The sequence below is a fragment of the Streptomyces sp. NPDC050548 genome (genome assembly GCF_044457385.1).
Taxonomy (GTDB): Bacteria; Actinomycetota; Actinomycetes; order Streptomycetales; family Streptomycetaceae; genus Streptomyces.
Genome location: NZ_JBITGV010000018.1, coordinates 44,252 through 61,863, shown reverse-complemented (window position 1 = coordinate 61,863; position 17,612 = coordinate 44,252). Strand labels below are relative to the sequence as shown.

Annotated in this window: 15 protein-coding genes and 2 pseudogenes; 11 read left to right on the top strand and 6 right to left on the bottom strand. The window is 69.9% G+C overall.

What is annotated here, in order from left to right; all coding sequences use genetic code 11:
- Positions 1-41 precede the first annotated feature (41 nt).
- The 5 genes from ACIBJH_RS37835 (at position 42) to ACIBJH_RS37815 (ending at position 5,836) form a co-directional block, all read left to right on the top strand.
- A complete protein-coding gene (locus tag ACIBJH_RS37835) occupies positions 42-1,223 on the top strand; it encodes an alginate lyase family protein (protein WP_399121466.1) in 1,182 nt (393 codons plus the stop codon).
- A 153-nt stretch (positions 1,224-1,376) separates the two neighbouring features.
- The gene (locus ACIBJH_RS37830; protein WP_399121465.1) at positions 1,377-3,953 is read left to right on the top strand and encodes an ATP-binding protein; all 2,577 of its coding nucleotides are present in this window, start codon (positions 1,377-1,379) and stop codon (positions 3,951-3,953) included.
- Entirely contained in the window at positions 3,950-4,633 is a 684-nt protein-coding gene (locus ACIBJH_RS37825; protein WP_019061071.1) for a response regulator, read from the top strand. The genes ACIBJH_RS37830 and ACIBJH_RS37825 overlap by 4 nt, the downstream gene beginning before the upstream one ends.
- Positions 4,634-4,678: 45 nt before the next feature.
- Complete coding sequence (locus tag ACIBJH_RS37820) at positions 4,679-5,077, top strand: OB-fold nucleic acid binding domain-containing protein (protein WP_359610063.1); 399 nt, start codon at positions 4,679-4,681, stop codon at positions 5,075-5,077.
- A 3-nt stretch (positions 5,078-5,080) separates the two neighbouring features.
- Entirely contained in the window at positions 5,081-5,836 is a 756-nt protein-coding gene (locus ACIBJH_RS37815; RefSeq protein WP_359610065.1) for a DUF3159 domain-containing protein, read from the top strand.
- Between the two features lie 63 nt (positions 5,837-5,899).
- Here the strand turns inward: ACIBJH_RS37815 and ACIBJH_RS37810 are convergent, their stop codons facing one another.
- Entirely contained in the window at positions 5,900-6,577 is a 678-nt protein-coding gene (locus ACIBJH_RS37810; protein WP_019061074.1) for a TrkA family potassium uptake protein, read from the bottom strand.
- Positions 6,577-7,248, bottom strand: coding sequence for a TrkA family potassium uptake protein (locus ACIBJH_RS37805; protein WP_200716253.1), 672 nt, complete (start codon positions 7,246-7,248; stop codon positions 6,577-6,579). Before ACIBJH_RS37805 ends, ACIBJH_RS37810 begins: the two co-directional genes overlap by 1 nt.
- A 379-nt stretch (positions 7,249-7,627) precedes the next feature.
- Here ACIBJH_RS37805 and ACIBJH_RS37800 point away from each other — a divergent pair, with 379 nt between their 5' ends.
- A complete protein-coding gene (locus ACIBJH_RS37800) occupies positions 7,628-9,679 on the top strand; it encodes an APC family permease (protein ID WP_399121464.1) in 2,052 nt (683 codons plus the stop codon).
- 98 nt (positions 9,680-9,777) lie between these two features.
- Positions 9,778-11,106, top strand: coding sequence for a class I SAM-dependent RNA methyltransferase (locus ACIBJH_RS37795; protein WP_399121463.1), 1,329 nt, complete (start codon positions 9,778-9,780; stop codon positions 11,104-11,106).
- Between the two features lie 587 nt (positions 11,107-11,693).
- Here ACIBJH_RS37795 and ACIBJH_RS37790 read toward each other — a convergent pair.
- Positions 11,694-12,650: pseudogene (locus ACIBJH_RS37790) on the bottom strand (DEAD/DEAH box helicase); the annotation flags it as partial.
- A pseudogene (locus ACIBJH_RS37785) lies at positions 12,650-12,985 on the bottom strand (BREX system ATP-binding domain-containing protein); the annotation flags it as partial. The pseudogenes ACIBJH_RS37790 and ACIBJH_RS37785, both read right to left, overlap by 1 nt.
- Here ACIBJH_RS37785 and ACIBJH_RS37780 point away from each other — a divergent pair.
- A complete protein-coding gene (locus ACIBJH_RS37780) occupies positions 12,948-13,136 on the top strand; it encodes a DUF6790 family protein (protein WP_399121462.1) in 189 nt (62 codons plus the stop codon). The pseudogene ACIBJH_RS37785 and the gene ACIBJH_RS37780 overlap by 38 nt on opposite strands.
- A 42-nt stretch (positions 13,137-13,178) precedes the next feature.
- On the opposite strand, the gene ACIBJH_RS37775 is transcribed toward ACIBJH_RS37780, so the two are convergent.
- Both ACIBJH_RS37775 and ACIBJH_RS37770 read right to left on the bottom strand, forming a co-directional pair.
- The gene (locus ACIBJH_RS37775; protein ID WP_399121461.1) at positions 13,179-13,832 is read right to left on the bottom strand and encodes a TetR/AcrR family transcriptional regulator; all 654 of its coding nucleotides are present in this window, start codon (positions 13,830-13,832) and stop codon (positions 13,179-13,181) included.
- Positions 13,829-14,512, bottom strand: a complete 684-nt coding sequence (locus tag ACIBJH_RS37770) for a DUF998 domain-containing protein (RefSeq protein ID WP_399121460.1) — start codon at positions 14,510-14,512, stop codon at positions 13,829-13,831. The genes ACIBJH_RS37775 and ACIBJH_RS37770 overlap by 4 nt, the downstream gene beginning before the upstream one ends.
- 165 nt (positions 14,513-14,677) lie before the next feature.
- On the opposite strand from ACIBJH_RS37770, the gene ACIBJH_RS37765 reads away from it, so the two are divergent.
- From ACIBJH_RS37765 to ACIBJH_RS37755, 3 genes are all read left to right on the top strand, one after another.
- Positions 14,678-15,265, top strand: a complete 588-nt coding sequence (locus ACIBJH_RS37765) for a hypothetical protein (protein ID WP_399121459.1) — start codon at positions 14,678-14,680, stop codon at positions 15,263-15,265.
- 50 nt (positions 15,266-15,315) lie between these two features.
- Positions 15,316-16,008 carry an alpha/beta fold hydrolase gene (locus tag ACIBJH_RS37760; protein ID WP_399121567.1) on the top strand — a complete coding sequence of 231 codons (693 nt, stop codon included), beginning with the start codon at positions 15,316-15,318 and terminating at the stop codon, positions 16,006-16,008.
- Between the two features lie 151 nt (positions 16,009-16,159).
- Positions 16,160-17,554, top strand: a complete 1,395-nt coding sequence (locus ACIBJH_RS37755; protein ID WP_399121458.1) for a carotenoid oxygenase family protein — start codon at positions 16,160-16,162, stop codon at positions 17,552-17,554.
- Positions 17,555-17,612 lie beyond the last annotated feature (58 nt).

The window sequence follows — 17,612 nt, the reverse complement described above, 5'->3', positions numbered from 1 at the left end:
CATCAGGGTGCTCTGTGTTCACATACAAGAACGGAGTCACCGTGCGCCGCGCTGCCCTGCTCTCCGTCGTCACCGCGCTGGTCCTGGGCTTCTTCGCCCAGCCCGGCGCCACCGTCACCGCCCAGGCGGCCCCCGTCACCTTCGTCCACCCCGGAGTCGACGTCTCCAAAAGCCAGTTGGACTTCGCCCGCACCGAGGTCCTCGCCGGCGCCCAGCCCTGGAAGGGCGCCTACGACCAGATGATGGCCAGCTCCTACGCCAGTCTGAGCCGGACCCCGAAGCCCAGAGCCGTCGTCGAGTGCGGCTCGTACTCCAACCCCAACTACGGCTGCACCGACGAACGCGAGGACGCGATAGCGGCCTACACCGACGCGCTCGCCTGGTACATCACCAAGGACGCGCGCTACGCCCAGAAGTCCATCGAGATCATGGACGCCTGGTCGGCCACGATCACCAGCCACACCAACAGCAACGCGCCCCTGCAGACCGGCTGGGCCGGCGCCTCCTGGCCCAAGGCCGCCGAGATCATCAAGTACACGTACACCGGGACCTGGACCAACTCGGCCCGCTTCGCGACCATGCTCCGCAACGTCTACCTCCCCGAGATCATCAACGGCTCCAATTCCAACGGGAACTGGGAGCTGACGATGATGGACGCCGCGATCGGCATCTCCGTCTTCCTTGAGGACAGGACGTCGTACGACAAGGCCATGGCGCTCTTCCGGACGCGGACGGCCGCGTACATCTACCTCGCCTCGGACGGTTCCGTACCGAAGACCGTGCCGAGCCAGAACCTCGACACCACGGCGAAGATCGTCAGTTACTGGCAGGGCCAGTCGACCTTCGTCACCGGGCTCACCCAGGAGACCTGCCGCGACTTCACGCACACCGGGTACGGCCTCTCCTCGATCTCGCACGTCGCCGAGACCAGCCGGATCCAGGGCACAGACCTCTACGGCACCGACGTGGGCGAGCGGCTGCGGCAAGCGCTCGGGTTCCAGGCCAAGTACCAGCTGGGGACGGCCGTGCCGAGCTGGCTGTGCGGCGGGTCGCTGACCCTCGGGCTCGGACCGGTCACCGAGGTCGGCTACAACGCCCTGCACAACCGCCTGGGCATCGCCATGACCAACACCCAGACCCTGACCCTCAACAACCGCCCGGCCGGTACCAACAACCTCTTCGTGGCCTGGGAGACCCTCACCCACGGCGACAACCCCAACTGAGCACCGGCTCGCCCTGATGCCCGTACCGGTTCCGTACGGGCATCAGGGATGTGTCAAAGACGCCCCGGGCCAGGCTCGCCACCCCTTTTGTCGGACTTATTGGCCGTAAAGTCGACGCTGCGTACACGGGTGTGACGGGAAGACAATGAGGCCATGGGACGCGGCAAGCTTCGGATCTACCTCGGTGCGGCACCGGGCGTCGGCAAGACGTACGCCATGCTGTCCGAGGCCCACCGCAGGGTGGAGCGGGGCACCGACTGCGTGGTCGCCTTCGTGGAGCACCACGGCCGGGCCCGCACCGAGGTGATGCTGCACGGCCTGGAGCAGGTCCCGCGCGCGGAGCTGGCCTACCGGGGCACCGTCTTCACCGAGATGGACGTCGACGCCGTACTGCGCCGGGCCCCGGCCGTCGCCCTGGTGGACGAACTCGCCCACACCAACATCCCGGGCTCCCGCAACACCAAGCGCTGGCAGGACATCGAAGAGCTGCTCGCGGCCGGCATCGACGTGGTGTCGACCGTCAACATCCAGCACCTGGAGTCCCTCGGCGACGTCGTCGAGTCGATCACCGGAGTGCGCCAGCAGGAGACCGTGCCGGACGAGGTCGTCCGCCGTGCCGACCAGATCGAACTGGTCGACATGTCGCCACAGGCGCTGCGCCGGCGGATGGCGCACGGCAACATCTACCAGCCCGACAAGGTCGACGCGGCCCTCTCGAACTACTTCCGCCCCGGCAACCTCACCGCCCTGCGCGAGTTGGCCCTCCTATGGGTGGCCGACCGGGTCGACGAATACCTCCAGCAGTACCGCAGCGAGCACCAGGTGTCGGCGATCTGGGGTTCGCGCGAGCGGATCGTCGTAGGGCTGACCGGCGGGCCGGAAGGGCGGACGCTGATACGGCGGGCCGCGCGGCTCGCCGAGAAGGGGGCCGGCGGTGAGGTGCTGGCCGTCTACATCTCCCGCAGCGACGGTCTGACCTCCGCGTCCCCGAAGGAACTCGCCCAGCAGCGCACCCTGATCGAGGACCTCGGCGGCACCTTCCACCACGTAGTGGGCGACGACATCCCGGCCGGGCTGCTCGACTTCGCGCGCGGAGTGAACGCCACCCAGATCGTCCTGGGCTCCTCGCGCCGCAAGACCTGGCAGTACGTCTTCGGGCCCGGCGTCGGCACCACGGTGGCCCGCGAGTCCGGTCCCGATCTGGACGTCCACATCGTCACCCACGAAGAGGTCGCCAAGGGGCGCGGACTGCCGGTGGCCCGGGGCGCGCGGCTCGGCCGGGCCCGGATCGTCTCGGGGTGGGTGGTCGGTGTCGTCGGGCCGGTGGGCCTCGCGTTCCTGCTGAACGCGATCCATCTCGGGCTCGCCAACGACATGCTGCTGTTCCTGTCCCTGACCGTCGCGGCGGCGCTGCTCGGCGGACTGCTGCCGGCGCTGGTCTCGGCGGCCCTGGGATCGTTCCTGTTGAACTACTACTACACGCCCCCGCTGCACCGGCTGACCATCGCCGACCCCGAGAACATCGTCGCCATCGCGATCTTCGTCGGCGTCGCCGTGTCCGTCGCCTCCGTCGTCGACCTCGCCGCGCGGCGCACCCAGCAGGCCGCCAGACTGCGCGCCGAGTCCGAGATCCTCTCCTTCCTCGCGGGCAGCGTGCTGCGCGGCGAGACCAGCCTCGAAGCGCTCCTGGAGCGGGTCCGGGAGACCTTCGGCATGGAGTCCGTGGCGCTGCTGGAGCGCAAGAGCGACGTCGACCCCTGGACCTGCGCGGGCCGGGTCGGCGTCGGGGCGCCGCTGGAGCGGCCCGAGGACGGCGATGTGGACATGCCGGTCGGCGACCACATGGCCCTCGCGCTGACCGGCCGCGTGCTGCCCGCCTCCGACCGCCGGGTCCTGGCCGCCTTCGCCGCGCAGGCCGTCGTCGTACTGGACCGCAGACGCCTCCGCGAGGAGGCCGACCAGGCCCGCGCCCTCGCCGAGGGCAATCGCATCCGTACGGCCCTCCTGGCGGCCGTGAGCCACGATCTGCGGACCCCGCTGGCCGGCATCAAGGCGGCCGTTTCCTCCCTGCGCTCCGACGACGTGGCGTGGTCCGAGGAGGACCAGGCCGAGCTGCTGGAGGGCATCGAGGCGGGCGCCGACCGGCTCGACCACCTCGTGGGCAACCTCCTCGACATGTCCCGCCTGCAGACCGGCACGGTCACGCCGATCGTCCGGGAGATCGACCTCGACGAGGTGGTGCCCATGGCGCTGGTCGGGGTCCCCGAGGGCAGCGCGGAACTCGACATCCCGGAGACACTGCCCATGGTCGCCGTCGACCCCGGGCTGCTGGAGCGGGCGGTGGCCAACCTGGTCGAGAACGCGGTCAAGTACAGCCCGCCCGACCGACCCGTCCTGGTGTCCGCCAGCGCCATCGCCGACCGGGTGGAGGTCCGAGTGGTCGACCGGGGCCCCGGAGTCCCGGACGAGGCCAAGGACCGCATCTTCGAGCCCTTCCAGCGCTACGGCGACGCCCCGCGCGGTGCCGGAGTGGGGCTCGGCCTCGCCGTGGCGCGTGGCTTCACCGAGGCCATGAACGGCACCCTGAACGCCGAGGACACGCCCGGCGGCGGCCTCACCATGGTCCTCACGCTCCGCGCGGCCAAGCCACTGGAGCTCGCGCCGGAGGACAGTGCCGTAGACGACGAGCATGACGTGAACGACGTACAACCGGAAAGGCAGGTCTCATGACCAGGGTCCTCGTGGTCGAGGATGAGCCGCAGATCGTGCGGGCCCTCGTGATCAACCTCAAGGCGCGGAAGTACGAGGTCGACGCGGCGGCCGACGGGAAGACCGCGCTCGATCTCGCCGCCTCCCGCCACCCCGACGTGGTCGTCCTCGACCTGGGGCTGCCCGACATGGACGGCGTCGAGGTGATCAGGGGGCTGCGCGGCTGGACCCGGGTGCCGATCCTCGTGCTGTCCGCCCGGCACTCCTCGGACGAGAAGGTGGAGGCGCTGGACGCGGGTGCCGACGACTACGTCACCAAGCCCTTCGGCATGGACGAACTGCTGGCGCGGCTGCGGGCCGCCGTGCGCCGGGCCGAGCCGACCGGGGGCGGCGAGGACGACGTCCTGGTCGAGACCGAGGAGTTCACCGTCGACCTCGCCGCCAAGAAGGTCCAGCGCGACGGGCGGGACGTACGGCTGACCCCCACGGAGTGGCATCTGCTGGAGGTGCTGGTGCGCAACACCGGGCGGCTGGTCAGCCAGAAACAGCTGCTCCAGGAGGTGTGGGGGCCCTCCTACGGGACCGAGACGAACTACCTCCGCGTCTACATGGCACAGCTGCGGCGCAAGCTGGAGACGGACCCCGCGCACCCGAAGCACTTCATCACGGAGCCCGGGATGGGCTACCGGTTCGAGCGCTGACGACGTGGGTACGTCGCTGTCGGTGGACCCCGGTACGCTTCAGATATGAGCGCTGTCTCCCGTTCCGAAAAGCCGGCCGGCCGGTTCCGGCGCATGCTCGACCGGCTGTCCTCCTCGCAGGAGGACCTGGAGTCCGAGGAGTTGCGTGAGGACACCGAGACCGAGGGCTGTGTCCGGATCGGCGACTGCCACGACCGACAGATCGTGACGGTTACTGGTACCTTGCGCACGGTCACGCTGCGCCCCCGGGCGGGAGTCCCCGCGCTGGAGGCAGAGCTGTTCGACGGCTCGGCCGCCCTGGACGTGGTGTGGCTCGGCAGGCGTTCCATCGTGGGCATAGAACCGGGGCGCAAGCTGATCGCGTCCGGCCGGATCTCCATGAGCAGAGGCCGCCGGGTGCTCTTCAACCCGAAATACGAACTGAGACCCCTCGGACGGGAGTAGCCGGTGACGTCGCTCGACAAGCCGACCACAGAGACCGTGGACGCCGAAGACAGCGAGCAGGATGTCCGGGCGGTGACCGAGGCGGCCCTCTTCGAGGCGTTCGGCGGGCTGCGCGGCATGATCGAAACGGTCCTGCCCGGCCTCCTCTTCGTCACCATCTTCACGATCAACAAGGACCTGCACTGGTCGGCGATCGCCGCCCTCGCCGTGTCCCTGGTGCTGGTCGTGGTCCGCCTGGTGAAGCGCGACACCGTCAAGCACGCCTTCAGCGGTGTCTTCGGCGTCGCCTTCGGTGTCGTCTTCGCGATGATGACCGGCAACGCCAAGAACTTCTACCTCCCCGGCATGCTCTACACGCTGGGCCTGGCGCTGGCGTACATCATCACGACCCTCGCGGGCGTCCCCCTGATCGGCCTGATCCTCGGCCCGGTCTTCAAGGAGAACCTCTCCTGGCGGACCCGCAACCCCGGCCGCAAGAAGGCCTACGCCAAGGCCAGTTGGGCCTGGGGCCTGATCCTGCTCGCCAAGTGCGCGATCCTCTTCCCGCTCTACTGGTGGGCCAACACGGCCCAACTGGGTTGGGTCCTGGTCGCGTTGAAGATCCCGCCCTTCCTCCTCGCGGTCTGGCTGACGTGGGTCTTCCTCGCGAAGGCGCCCGCGCCGATCGATGTGTTCGCGGAGATGGAGGCAGAGGAACAGGCCGAGAAGGAGCGCAAGGCGGCTGCCACGGCGGAGGGCCGGCACCGGCGGGACGCGTAGTTTCCGTTACGACGAAGAGGGCGCCCTGAGATCTCAGGGCGCCCTCTTCGTCGTAGAAACGGACTAGCTCGCCGCGTCCTCCCGGCGTACCGACAGCAAGTCCTCCAACTGCTCCTCCCGCGCCTGGGCCGCCACGAACAGCAGCTCGTCGCCCGCCTCCAGGGAGTCCTCGCGGGACGGAGTCAGGACGCGGGTGCCGCGGATGATCGTGACCAGGGACGTGTCCTCGGGCCACTCCACGTCGCCGACCTGAGTGCCGGCCAGGGCCGACTCCTCCGGCAACGTCAGCTCCACCAGGTTCGCGTCGCCGTGGCTGAAGCGGAGGAGACGGACCAGGTCGCCGACCGAGACCGCTTCCTCGACCAGGGCCGACATCAGGCGGGGGGTGGAGACGGCCACGTCGACGCCCCAGGACTCGTTGAAGAGCCACTCGTTCTTGGGGTTGTTGACGCGGGCGACGACGCGCGGGACGCCGTACTCCGTCTTCGCGAGGAGGGAGACGACGAGGTTGACCTTGTCGTCGCCCGTCGCGGCGATCACCACGTTGCAGCGCTGGAGCGCCGCCTCGTCCAGTGACGTGATCTCGCAGGCGTCGGCCAGAAGCCACTCCGCCTGGGGGACCCGCTCGACCGAGATCGCGGTCGGGGCCTTGTCGATGAGAAGGATCTCGTGACCGTTCTCCAGCAGCTCACCGGCGATCGAACGTCCGACCGCGCCGGCTCCGGCAATGGCGACCCTCATCAGTGACCGCCCTCCTCTTCGGGACCCTTGGCGAACGCCGCCTCGACCTTGTCGACCTCGTCCGTGCGCATCATCACGTGCACGAGGTCGCCCTCCTGCAACACGGTCTGCGAAGAGGGCAGCATCGCCTCGCCGAGACGGGTGAGGAACGCCACGCGGACGCCCGTCTCCTCCTGGAGCTTGCTGATCTTGTGGCCCACCCAGGCGGCCGAGGCGTGCACCTCGGCGAGCTGGACACCGCCGGTGGGGTCCCGCCACAGCGGCTCCGCGCCCGAGGGCAGCAGCCGGCGCAGCATCTGGTCGGCGGTCCAGCGGACCGTGGCCACCGTGGGGATGCCCAGGCGCTGGTAGACCTCGGCGCGGCGGGGGTCGTAGATGCGGGCCGCGACGTTCTCCACGCCGAACATCTCGCGGGCCACCCGCGCGGAGATGATGTTCGAGTTGTCACCGCTGGAGACGGCCGCGAACGCGCCCGCCTCCTCGATGCCCGCTTCGCGCAGCGTGTCCTGGTCGAAGCCGACCCCGGTGACCCGGCGACCGCCGAATCCCGGGCCCAGCCGACGGAAGGCGGTGGGGTCCTGGTCGATCACGGCGACCGTGTGCCCCTGTTGCTCCAGGGTCTGGGCGAGAGCGGAACCCACTCTGCCGCAGCCCATGATGACGATGTGCACGACCGTCCTTCCGGTGTCCTGAAATCAATGCTCAGCCCCATCAGGGTCTCAGACCGAGGCCAAAGTACACACGTCCGGCCCTTCCGGGGCACCCCTGTGCGTCAGCGGCGCCCGATGCTGCGCACACTGGCCAGGGTGAGGATTCCGAGGCCGGCCAGGGCGGCGAGGGCGCCGATCAGCTCTGCGGTCGAGGGCATGGAACCTCCAAGGGCGACGGGAGCGGGGTTTTGTCATATAGACACGGAGTCGCCACAACCGACGGAATCCGCAACTCCACTCGTCACCGATTTCACCCGTGAGGCAGATGAGAGGCAGATGACATGGCTCAGGCAGGTGGCGAGTAGAGGATCGCCTGTTCGAAGGCCTACGATCCTCTGTTGTGTCCAAACTGACCGACGTGCCCAAGCGCATCCTCATCGGGCGCGCACTGCGCAGCGACCGGTTGGGCGAAACGCTCCTGCCGAAGCGCATCGCACTCCCCGTCTTCGCTTCCGACCCGCTGTCCTCCGTCGCGTACGCGCCCGGCGAGGTGCTGCTGGTCCTCTCCATCGCGGGCGTGTCGGCCTACCACTTCAGCCCCTGGATCGCGGTCGCGGTCGTGGTGCTGATGTTCACCGTGGTCGCCTCCTACCGGCAGAACGTCCACGCCTACCCCAGCGGCGGCGGCGACTACGAGGTGGCCACCACCAACCTCGGCCCCAAGGCCGGCCTCACCGTCGCCAGCGCCCTGCTCGTCGACTACGTCCTCACCGTCGCCGTCTCGATCGCCTCCGGCATCGAGAACCTCGGCTCCGCGGTCCCGTTCGTGGTCGAGCACAAGGTGATCTGCGCGATCGCCGTAGTGGTGCTGCTCACCCTGATGAACCTGCGCGGGGTGAAGGAGTCCGGCTCGCTGTTCGCGATCCCGACCTACGTCTTCGTCGCGGGCGTCTTCATCATGATCGCGTGGGGCGCCTTCCGCGGACTCGTCCTCGGCGACACCATGCGCGCCCCGACCGCCGACTACCACATCAAGGCCGAGCACGAGGGCCTCGCGGGCTTCGCGCTCGTCTTCCTGCTCCTGCGCGCCTTCTCCTCCGGCTGCGCCGCCCTCACCGGCGTCGAGGCGATCTCCAACGGCGTCCCGGCCTTCCGCAAGCCCAAGTCGAAGAACGCGGCGACCACCCTCGCCGCGATGGGCCTGCTGGCCGTCACCATGTTCTGCGGGATCATCGCGCTGGCCATGACGACCAAGGTCCGCATGGCCGAGAACCCGGCCACCGACCTGATCCACAACGGCGTCGCCATCGGCTCCGACTATGTCCAGAACCCGGTCATCTCCCAGGTCGCCGAGGCCGTCTTCGGCAAGGGCAGCTTCCTGTTCGTGGTGTTGGCCGCGGCCACCGCGCTGGTCCTGTTCCTGGCCGCCAACACGGCCTACAACGGCTTCCCGCTCCTCGGCTCGATCCTCGCCCAGGACCGCTACCTCCCGCGCCAGCTGCACACCCGCGGCGACCGGCTGGCCTTCTCCAACGGCATCGTGCTGCTCGCCGGCACCGCCACCCTGCTGATCGCGATCTACGGCGCCGACTCGACCCGCCTGATCCAGCTGTACATCGTGGGCGTGTTCGTGTCGTTCACCCTCAGCCAGACCGGCATGGTCCGGCACTGGAACCGCCACCTCGCCACCGAGAAGGACCAGGTCAAGCGCCGCCACATGGTCCGCTCGCGGGCGATCAACACGTTCGGCGCGTTCTTCACCGGCCTGGTGCTGGTCGTCGTCCTCGTCACCAAGTTCACGCACGGCGCCTGGGTCGCGCTGCTCGGCATGGTGATCTTCTACGCGACGATGTCCGCGATCCGCAGGCACTACGACCGTGTCGCCGAGGAGCTCGCGGCTCCCGAGGGCCCCAGCGACGACACCCTCCGGCCGTCCCGCGTCCACTCGGTGGTCCTGATCTCCAAGATCCACCGCCCGGCGCTGCGGGCCCTGGCCTACGCCAAGCTGATGCGCTCGGACACCCTGGAGGCGCTCAGCGTCAACGTGGACCCGGCCGAGACCAAGGCGCTGCGCGAGGAGTGGGAGCGGCGCGGGATCGACGTACCGCTGAAGGTGCTGGACTCGCCGTACCGGGAGATCACGCGGCCGATCATCGAGTACGTGAAGGGCCTGCGGAAGGAGTCGCCGCGGGACGCGGTGTCCGTGATCATCCCCGAGTACGTGGTCGGACACTGGTACGAGCACCTGCTGCACAACCAGAGCGCACTTCGCCTGAAGGGCCGGCTGCTGTTCACGCCGGGCGTGATGGTGACGTCGGTGCCGTACCAGCTGGAGTCCTCCGAGGCGGCGAAGATCCGGGCCCGCAAGCGGCAGGAGTGGAGCGCGCCGGGTGCGGTGCGGCGGGGGCCGGCGGAGGAGCGGCCCAGCGAGTCCTCGAAGTCCAAGCTGTGACCGGGACGGCTTTGTGGTGAGCGGTCGGGCAGGGCCCACGTAGACTGGTGGGCTGTTGTCCGGCCGTTCCCCCTTTGACGTTGTGGAGTCACCCCGCCATGCAGGCAGAACCGAAGAAGTCGCTGGTGGGGGAGGAGTACGAGGTCGAGGTGGGCCCCGTCGCCCATGGCGGGCACTGCATCGCCCGTACGGCCGAGGGCCAGGTGCTGTTCGTCCGGCACACGTTGCCCGGTGAGCGCGTGATCGCGCGGGTCACCGACGGCGAGGAGGGCGCGCGGTTCCTGCGGGCCGACGCCGTGACGATCCTGGAGGAGTCCAAGGACCGCGTCGAGGCACCCTGCCCCTACGCGGGCCCCGGCCGCTGCGGCGGCTGCGACTGGCAGCACGCCAAGCCCGGCGCCCAGCGCCGCCTCAAGGGCGAGGTCATCGCCGAGCAGCTGCAGCGGCTCGCGGGCCTCACGCCCGAGGAGGCCGGCTGGGACGGCACGGTGATGCCGGCCGAGGGCGACAAGCTGCCCGCGGGCCAGGTCCCGCAGTGGCGCACGCGCGTCCAGTACGCGGTGGACGTCGACGGCAACGCCGGTCTGCGCAAGCACCGTTCGCACGAGGTCGAGCCCGTCGAGCACTGCATGATCGCGGCGCCGGGCGTCAGCGAGCTGGGCATCGAGGAGCGCGACTGGTCCGGCATGGCGTCGGTCGACGCGATCGCGGCGACGGGCTCCCAGGACCGCATGGTGATTCTGGAACCGCGCCCGGGCGCCCGCCTCCCCCTGGTCGAACTGGACCGCCCGGTCTCCGTCATGCGCGTCGAGGAGCACGACGGCGGCATCCATCGCGTCCACGGCCGCGCGTTCGTCCGCGAGCGGGCCGACGGCCGTACGTACCGTGTCGGGAGCGGCGGCTTCTGGCAGGTCCACCCGATGGCCGCGGACACCCTCGTCAAGGCCGTCATGCAGGGCCTGTTGCCGCGCAAGGGCGACATGGCGTTGGACCTGTACTGCGGCGTCGGCCTCTTCGCGGGCGCCCTCGCCGACCGCCTCGGCGACAAGGGCGCGGTCCTCGGCATCGAGTCCGGCAAGCGCGCCGTCGAGGACGCGCGGCACAACCTCGCCGGGTTCGAGCGGGTCCGGATCGAGCAGGGCAAGGTCGAGAGCGTGCTTCCGAAGACGGGGATCAGCGAGGTCGACCTGATCGTCCTCGACCCGCCGCGCTCGGGGGCCGGGAAGAAGACCGTGGAGCACCTGTCGTCACTGGGGGCGCGGAAGATCGCGTACGTGGCGTGCGATCCGGCGGCGCTGGCTCGGGACTTGGGGTACTTCCGGGACGGGGGGTATCGGGTGCGGACTTTGCGGGCGTTCGATCTGTTTCCGATGACTCATCATGTGGAGTGCGTGGCGATTCTGGAGCCGGTGGCGAAGAGCTCCTGACCACAAGGCCGGATGAGGCTTCGTCCGCCGCGTCGGGTGGCACAGGCTTGTGGTCGTGCGTCCCCCGGCGTCACATGCCATCTTGTCGATTGCCGTGATGACGGACTTCACGCCGGGAGCCTACGCCGGCCTGTGGAATTGGACTGTGGAAGTCCGACGCCCCTGGCATGATGCGCGGCCATGGGGACGAGAGACGACAGCGACGAGGCGTACGTCATTGACCTGTGCAACGAAGTGCTGGGGGAGACCGCGCAGACACAGCACAAGTTCGACTGGCTTCAGGGAGATGTCGGTACGACGGGCCGACGGGCCGACGGGCCAAGCTACCCGTTGATGCCTACTGGCCGGGGCATCAACTGGTGGTCGAATACAGGGAGCTGCAGCATGACGGGCCTGTGCCGCATTTCGACAAGCCGGACAGGCTGACTGTCAGCGGTGTCCATCGAGGTGAGCAGCGTGCCCTGTACGACGCGCGACGTGATGCTGAGATCCCCGCGCACGGGCTCCGACTGCTGGTGGTCCGCCCCGCCGACCTCGACGCGGACAGCCGTGGGCGCCTGCGCCGAAACGCAGAGGCCGACATCGCCGCAGTCCCGTGCCTCGGCGAACGCCTGCTCGGACCGGGCCCGTTCGTCCGCCGAGAGCGAAGCGTGGGACAGGAACACCGTGACATCGCGCGCTCGGAGCGCGGCGCCCAGTTCCTCGACCTGCCGGCGGGAGTCACAGAACACCAGTCGTTTCTCGCCCTTGTGCAGGACTGAGAGAACCTTGGCCGCGTTGGAAAGGGAGCCCACGTAGTCGAGTTCGATGTCGCCCGGAGGCGGCCCGGCCATGCCACTCGTGGTGCCCCCGTCGGACGCGTGGCTTGTGACGTCCGGGGCGACGACCCGTCCCGGACGTCGGCCGGCTCCTGACCCTTGCATCCAGGTGAGCAGTTCCTTCGGATTCCCGACCGTCGCCGACAGCCCGATCCGCTGGATCGGACGCCCCGCGACCCGTTGCAGACGCTCAAGCACCGCCAACAGATGCCAGCCGCGGTCGTCGCCGGCGAACGCGTGCACCTCGTCCACGACGACGGCCCGGATCCCGCCCAGCAGGTGCGCGTGGTCGGTCTTCACCCCGATCAGCATCGCCTCCAGCGACTCGGGCGTCGTCAGGAGGATGTCGGGTCTTTCAGTACGGATGCGCTGGCGTTGGGACTCCTTTGTGTCCCCGTGCCACAGTGCCGCGCTGCGTCCGAGCCACTGCGCGTATCCGTCGACGCGGGTGACCAGGTTGTTGAGGAGCGCCTTGAGCGGGCAGAGGTAGAGGACCGAAGTACTACCGGTCCAGCCTTGGGCGGACATGGCAGAGAGCACCGGCAGGCAGGCGGCCTCGGTCTTGCCGCCGGCCGTGGGCGCGAGCAGCACGGCGTCCTCACCGTCCATCACCGGATCGATCGAGGCCCGTTGCAGGGGCCGCAGGTCCGGCCAGCCCAGCGTGTTGACCACGTGATGCAGGATGACGGGGTCGAGCCGATCGACGGGGTCCGTGGCCGATGCCATCACAACTCCAGGTCGATGTCGTCGGCCGCCGACGAGGCGGCCAAGTTCCGCTCGACGTCGGTGAGTTCACTGCTGCCCACCGTGAGCCGGTAGTGCTGCCGTGGGTCGAAATCCGGGAACTGGTCGATTCGGTCGAGGACGTCGCCGACCAGTTTCTTGAGGAAGAGCCGGGGTGCGACGCCCACCTTGCCGCCGAGGGCTCCGCCCACCGCGCGGGCGAGATCGGAGATGTAGGTGTCGTCCGCCAGCGCTTTGATCCGGTCGGGGGAGTCCGCCCCGGACGCGTAGAGATCGCGAATGGTCACCCCGAGGCCGGTCAGCGACTCCAGGGTGAACCAGTGGTTCGCCCACGGCGACCACGCCCCGGGCAACACCGGGGGAGTCCTGGTCTACGACACGCTCATCCCGGCCGTCATGATCGTCCTTGCGCGGCGCGAGCAGCGGTTCTCCGCGATCGGGCGGACGGCCGTACCGGCCCTCGCCTGAACCTGGCCCAGAGGCGCTGCGACAGGAGCCGCCGGACAGGCCCTAGTCCTGTCCGCCCGAAGGCTTCGGCCAGCTGTCGAGGAGCTGGTCGTCGGTCATGGCGGTCGGGTGCGGTGCCGGTGACGGATCGAGGCCGAAGCCCACCATCAGGGCCTCCGCGTAGCGGCGCCAGGCGTCCGGGGCCACGTCGTTCGTGCGGTCGGCGACGGCGCCGATCATGTAGAGGAAGGCGTACACGTCGGCGGCGGCGAAGTCCTCGCGGACCGCGCCCGCCGCCACCGCCCGGGCCACCAGGCCGTCCACGAGCCCGCCGAGCTGGTCACGGGTCCGGGCGGTCGTCCCCTTGGTGAAGTCGGCGTTGGCCAGGACGACTTCGAGGGCGCGGTCCTCGGCCCGCAGCCGCGCCGCCGCCAGCAGATAGTGCCGCAGCGCACCGGCCGGGTCCCGCTGCTCGGCGGCCGTGGTCGCGAGGTGCAGGAACACCGCGAACCGCTCGGTGAACAGGGCGTCGATCAGCGCCTGGAGGTCCGGGAAGCGCCGGTACACCGTGCCGACGCCGAGGCCCGCCTCGCGGGCGATCTCGTTGAGGGGGACGGTGGCCCCGCGTCGGGCGAACAGGCGGTCGGCCGTCGTCATGATGAGGCGGCGGTTCCGTTCCGCGTCCGCGCGCAGCGGGCGTTGTGTTTCGGGGCTCACGCCGGGACATTCTCCGGCATCCTCGCCGCGACCGGTCGGCGCAGGTGCCGTACCAGGACACAGACACCGGTGACGGCGCTCCACAGCAGCCACGAGTAGACCCCGCCCCGCTCGAAGATCCCGGCCGTGCTCGTGGAGGCCCCCACGAACGCCTCGCTCAGCAGCCCCAGGGCGCCGACCGCGATGCTGAACACCCGGTAGGCGTACGGCAGTTGGAGGCCGCGCAGGGAGCCCGCGAGGATCGCGATCGTGTTCGCGCACAGGATGGCGACCGCCGCGCCCCCGACGTGCAGCGCCCGGCTGTAGGCCGGGCCGTCCGGAGAGCCGTGGAACAGGCCGACGAGGACGAAGCCCACCGCGTGCGCGGCGGCGAGAGCGACGACTGTGCGGCGCGCGCGGCCGGTGAGCAGGGTGAGTGCCAGCAGGATCGCGCCGGTCGCGAACAGGACGCCCTGCGCGATGAACGACGTGTTCATCAGCACGTGATCGGGCGAGCAGATGGTGCGGCCCTGGTAGTGCGTGCCGCACTTGGGGACGCCCAGGTCGCTGATGTAGTTCGTGGCGTAGCTGTACGGCGGTGAGGTCCAGGCGGCCGCGGCGACCGCCTCGGACGCCACCCACTGCACCGCGTTCAGCAGCAGGACGACGGCCGCCAGTGGCAGCCGGTTCTTGCGCGACATCACAACTCCTCTCGACAGGTCGTGCGCACCACCCTACATTAAGTGGATAGATCTATCCGTTTAGAGGGCGATCGTCACGTGACGAGCGTCACAAAGCGAGGTTCGAACTTCGAGGGCCGCCGCGCATCTAGTCGGCGTCCACTGCACTCCACCGAGGAACAATCAATGTTGGCTTATCTGCCCGGATTCGCCCCCTGGATCGTCGCCGGCGTCCTCTCGTCCTTCGACTGGCGCTGGGGCGCCCTCGGCGGTCTCGTCACGGGGCTGCTGATGATGCTCAACGACCGTCGCCGCGGGGTCGGCTTCGACGCCCTGGTCCTGGAGATCAGCACCCTCGCCTACTTCGTGGTGATCGGCGCCGTCTCCGTCGTGAAGCCGGACTCCTCCCTGTCCGGCCAGACCGACGTCATCTCCTTCGTCTGGCTGGGCGGCACCGCCTGGGGCAGCCTGCTGCTCCGCAGCCCCTTCACGCTGGGGATCGCCAAGCGCCAGACCCCCCGCGAGTACTGGGACATGCCGGAGTTCGTCCAGGTCAACAACCTCATCACCAGCGCCTGGGGAGCCGGCTTCACCTTCATCGCCGTCAGCCTGGCCGTCTCCGACGCGGTGGACGCCCCGGCCTGGGTGGGCATCACCGCCCACGTCGTCGGCCTGGTCGCCCCCGCCGTCTTCACCAAGGTCTATCCCGCCCGCGTCCAGGCCAGGTTCATGGCCCTGGCGCAGGCCGAGCCGGCGGTGCGGGCCGTTCAGTAACCCCGCGGACCAGCACCGAAACACCCATCCCACAAAGGAGTTGACGCATGGTGAGCATCGCCAAGAACATCGTCCTCGTGCACGGCGGATTCGTCGACGGATCCGGCTGGCGGGGCGTCTACGACGCACTCCGCGCCGACGGCTACCGGGTGAGCGTCGTCCAGAACCCCACCCTGTCCCTCGCAGACGACGTCGCCGTGACCAAACGGGTCCTCGACGCCCAGGACGGCCCGACGGTACTCGTCGGACACTCCTACGGCGGTGCCGTGATCTCCGAGGCCGGGAACCACGAGAACGTGTCGGCGCTCGTCTACATCGCGGCCTTCGCGCCCGACAAGGGCGAGTCCGTGAACACCCTCATCGCCGACCCGCCGCCCGGGGCCCCCGTCCCGCCCATCCTGCCGCCCGTCGACGGCTTCCTCTTCCTCGACCGGGAGAAGTTCGCCGCGTCCTTCGCCGGGGACCTGCCCGAGGCCGACGCCCAGTTCCTCGCCGACTCCCAAGTGCCGTGGGGACTGGACGCGTTGGGCGGCGCGGTCACCCAGCCCGCCTGGCGCACCAGGCCGAGCCACTACCTCGTCGCCACCGACGACCGCATGATCCCGCCGCCCGCGCAGCGGGCCATGGCCGAGCGCGCCGGGGCCACGGTCGCCGAGACCGGCGGCAGCCACGCCGTGTACGTGTCCAAGCCCGCCGAGGTCGCCGCGTTCATCGGGAAGGCGGCGACCGGCACCACCGCGTGAGGTCTCTCCGCAGGCAGTCGTGGCGGCCGCGGTGCTCAGCGCGGCCGTCGCAACCGCGGCGGCGGACGCCCCCCGCAGGTGTCCGCCGCCGCGGCCAACTCCTGCCCGGACCATGGTGGTTCGGGTGCACTGCTCGACAAGGAAAGCACCGATGACCGACGAGACAACCGTTCCGCTGTACCTCCGGGGCCGCTTCGCCCCGGTCCCCGAGGAGCACACCGCCGCGCGGCTCACCGTGCGCGGCACCCTGCCGCCCGAGCTGGACGGCCGCTATCTGCGCAACGGCCCCAACCCGCTGCCCGGCGAGGACAAGGGCCACTGGTTCACCGGCCCCGGCATGCTGCACGGCATCCGGCTGCGCGAGGGCCGCGCCGAGTGGTACCGCAACAAGTGGGTCCGCACAAGGGAGTTGGAGGGCCACCCCTTCGTCCGCGAGGACTTCAGCATCGACCTGGCCGCGACACCGGCCAACACCCATGTGATCCGGCACGCCGACACCGTGCTCGCGCTGTGCGAGGTCGGCCTGCCCTACTGGGTCACACCGGAGCTGGACACCATCGGGCCGTACGACTTCGGCGGGAAGCTCACCACCGCGATGACCGCGCACCCCAAGGAGGACCCGGTCACCGGTGAACTCCACCTGTTCGGGACCGGGTTCGCGCCGCCGTACCTCACCTACCACCGGGTCACCCCGGAGGGCGAGCTGCTCGACAGCAGGCCGATCGACGTGCCGGGCCCGACGATGATGCACGACTTCGCCATCACCGAGCACCACATCGTGTGGATGGACCTGCCCGTGGTCTTCGACGCCGGACTCGCCGGGCGCGGCGGCATGCCGTACCAGTGGGCCGAGGCGTACGGCGCCCGGATCGGCATCATGTCGCGCGAGCCCGGCGTCACCGACGTGCGCTGGTTCGACGTCGACCCCTGCTACGTCTTCCACGTGGGCAACGCCTACGAGGACGCGCAGGGCCGGGTGGTGCTGGACGCGGTGCGCTACGACGACGCCGGGTTCCGGAAGGTCTGGGGCGACATCGGCGGACCCACCGGCCAGGGCGTCCCCGGCGTCCCGAACGGGCAGGTCGGGGTGCGGGAACCCGGGCACACCCAGGCGCCCTCCGTGCTGTACCGGTGGATCCTCGACCCGGTGGCCGGCCGGGTCGTCGAGTCCCCACTCGACGACCGCGAGGCCGAGTTCCCCACCCACAACGAGACCCTCACCGGGCGCCCGAACCGCTACCTCTACACGGTCAACGGCGACGGCATCGCCAAGCACGACCTCGCGCGTCAGACCGACGACGTCCACAAGACGCCCGGCAGCCGCTACTCCGGCGAGGCGGTCTTCGTACCGGCGGCCGACGGCACCGCCGAGGACGAGGGCTGGCTCCTGTCGCTCCTCTCGGACGACGACGGAGCGGCGGGCGAACTCCTCGTCCTCGACGCCGCCGACCTCTCGGTGCAGGCGGTCGTGGAACTGCCGTACCCCGTCCCGTCCGGCTTCCACGGCAGCTGGCTGCCCGAGCGCGGCGGCCGGTCCGAGGACTGAGAACGCCCTTGCCGAGGAGCCGCTCCGGCGTATCTTCCTCGGCAAGGGCCCCTCGACC

Bases quoted from the DNA above. Each gene is read 5' to 3' on its own strand.
- ACIBJH_RS37830 (WP_399121465.1), top strand. From the start codon at position 1,377: ATGGGACGCGGCAAGCTTCGGATCTACCTCGGTGCGGCACCGGGCGTC.
- ACIBJH_RS37825 (WP_019061071.1), top strand. From the start codon at position 3,950: ATGACCAGGGTCCTCGTGGTCGAGGATGAGCCGCAGATCGTGCGGGCC.
- ACIBJH_RS37820 (WP_359610063.1), top strand. From the start codon at position 4,679: ATGAGCGCTGTCTCCCGTTCCGAAAAGCCGGCCGGCCGGTTCCGGCGC.
- ACIBJH_RS37810 (WP_019061074.1), bottom strand. From the start codon at position 6,577: ATGAGGGTCGCCATTGCCGGAGCCGGCGCGGTCGGACGTTCGATCGCC.
- ACIBJH_RS37795 (WP_399121463.1), top strand. From the start codon at position 9,778: ATGCAGGCAGAACCGAAGAAGTCGCTGGTGGGGGAGGAGTACGAGGTC.
- ACIBJH_RS37780 (WP_399121462.1), top strand. From the start codon at position 12,948: ATGGTCACCCCGAGGCCGGTCAGCGACTCCAGGGTGAACCAGTGGTTC.
- ACIBJH_RS37770 (WP_399121460.1), bottom strand. From the start codon at position 14,512: ATGTCGCGCAAGAACCGGCTGCCACTGGCGGCCGTCGTCCTGCTGCTG.
- ACIBJH_RS37765 (WP_399121459.1), top strand. From the start codon at position 14,678: ATGTTGGCTTATCTGCCCGGATTCGCCCCCTGGATCGTCGCCGGCGTC.
- ACIBJH_RS37755 (WP_399121458.1), top strand. From the start codon at position 16,160: ATGACCGACGAGACAACCGTTCCGCTGTACCTCCGGGGCCGCTTCGCC.